2 protein-coding genes are annotated in these 2,133 nt (G+C 60.0%); both read left to right on the forward strand.

Features of this window, described 5'->3' with window-relative positions; all coding sequences use genetic code 11:
* On the forward strand, positions 1 to 377 hold a 377-nt coding region (tnpB, locus tag C5O22_RS01010), incomplete at its 5' end, for an IS66 family insertion sequence element accessory protein TnpB (protein WP_243692834.1).
* 45 nt (positions 378 to 422) lie between these two features.
* The gene (tnpC, locus tag C5O22_RS01015; RefSeq protein WP_132779296.1) at positions 423 to 2,102 is read left to right on the forward strand and encodes an IS66 family transposase; all 1,680 of its coding nucleotides are present in this window, start codon (positions 423 to 425) and stop codon (positions 2,100 to 2,102) included.
* The last annotated feature ends 31 nt before the right edge of the window (positions 2,103 to 2,133 follow it).

The raw sequence follows: 2,133 nt of genomic DNA on the forward strand, positions 1-2,133 counted from the left end.
GCCCTGCGAGCGGTGGTTGGGGTATGTGGCCTGAGGTAAGTCGGCTGCGGATATACCTCAGGAGCGGGCCGACGGACATGCGCAAGCAGGCCTACAGCCTTGCGGCGCTGGTGGAACAGGAATGGAAGTCGCCGCTATTCAGCGGGGACCTGTTTCTCTTCTGCGGGAAGAGCAGACGGGTCCTCAAGATATTGTACTGGGACCGGAACGGCTTTTGCCTGTGGACCAAGCGGCTTGAACGGGGAACCTTTCCGTGGCCCCGGGAACAGAGCGCCACGGAGCCCGTGGTCCTGACCGCAGAAGAGCTCTCGATGCTCCTTGAGGGGATAGATTTCTGGAAACGATTTCCGGTGGTGCAGTACAGCCGGCTGACGTAGGGCCATCGAATTTACTTTTCTGTCGAGGTGTGGTATGGTGGGCCCATGGAAAGCGCCGTTGCCAGCACTACAAGCCGGGAAGAACTCATCAAAGAGAACCAGAGGCTGCAGGAAGCCCTGGCGACGAAAGAAGTAGCGCTTACAGAAAAGGAAAAAGAACTCGTCGAGAAACAAGAAGCCCTGGCCGAGAAGGAGGTAGAACTCCAGAAGGCGCGGCATACCATTCATGTGTTGCAGCAGCTGTTGTACGGGCCGAGGAGTGAACGGTTTCCCAAAGACGAACCGAAGGAACAGGGGAAGCTGTTCAATGAGGCCGAACTCACCGCCCAGAACGAGGTACAGAAGGCCCCTGAGCCTGCGCCGAAAGAGCCGGCCATCACACCACAACACCGGAAGAAGGCCCCCGGCAGTGGCCGGCGACGGATTCGGGGAAACATCGAACGGATAGAGGTGTTCCACGAGCTTGATGAGGCAGCTCGCGCCTGTCCGTGGTGTGCGAAGGAACGGCCGGTCATCGGGGAAGAGCGGAGCGAAGAGGTGGAAATCATCCCGGCGAAGGTAGTAGTGAAGGTGCATGTGCGGCGGAAGTACGGCCCATGCAGTTGTGACGACTTTATCGGCCACGACGAACCGGCCATTGTCACCGCTCCGGCACCAGCGAAGATAGCGAAGGGGAGCCAGTATGCCAACAGCACGGCGGCATTCATCATCGTGAGTAAGTATGTGGATGGGCTGCCGTTGTATCGACAGGAAGGGGCGCTCCAGCGGCTCGGGCTTGAGCTGGGGCGGGGGACGATGGCCCGGATGATTCTGCGGGTAAGTGAGGAGCTCGAGCCGCTGTGGAAGCGGATGAAGGAGGACCTGCGGTCGTCGCCGGTCCTGGGGATGGATGAGACGGTGACGCAGGTGCTGCATGAGCCAGAGCGGCCTGCGACAAGTCAATCCCGGATGTGGGTTGCCCGGGGATTCAAAGTAGGTCCCGGGTCGACGGATCCGCCCCGACCCATTATCTGGTTTGAGTATGCCGACTCCCGTTCGGGGGATGTGGCGGCGTCTATCATCGGGAACTTCTCAGGGTACCTGCAAACCGACGGGTACAGTGGCTACAGTCGCCTTGGCCGGCGGCCGGAAATTATTCATGTGGGCTGCTGGGCCCATATTCGGCGGGAGTTCTATCGGCTCGTGAGTGAGCAGGGGCCCACCTGCACCGCCGCCGAGATGGTACGCCTCATCCGAAGGCTCTATCAGATTGAAAAGGACCTGCGTGCTCGTCTTGCTGCAGGGGAGCTTTCCCGGGAGGTCTTTGTGGAGGAACGGAAGGCTGCGACCACGCCGGTCTTTGAAGAGATTCGTTCCTGGCTTAACCACTGGGAGACGAAGGTCCCGCCCCACAGTCCCCTGGGGTCTGCCATTGCCTATGCCCTGGGGCAGTATCGCCGGGCGATTCGGTATGTGGACCACTGGCTGCTTACCCCTGATAATAACCCTGTAGAGAACGCCATTCGTCCCTTTGTGATTGGCCGCAAGAACTGGCTCTTTCATGACTCCGTGCATGGGGCCAAGGCCAGTGGGCGGCTGTATTCCCTTATTGAAACCACCAAAGCCAACGGCCACGAACCCTATCGCTACCTGTGTCACCTCTTCACCGAATACGCCCGGGCCTCAGACAAAACCGCCGCCATCGACACCCTCCTGCCGTACACCCTCGCTCCCGGCTCCTATTAATCAGCCCCAACGGGGTCATGGCAGCGGGTAC

Source organism: Treponema sp. J25 (assembly GCF_004343725.1).
In the GTDB taxonomy this organism is placed as follows: domain Bacteria; phylum Spirochaetota; class Spirochaetia; order Treponematales; family Breznakiellaceae; genus J25.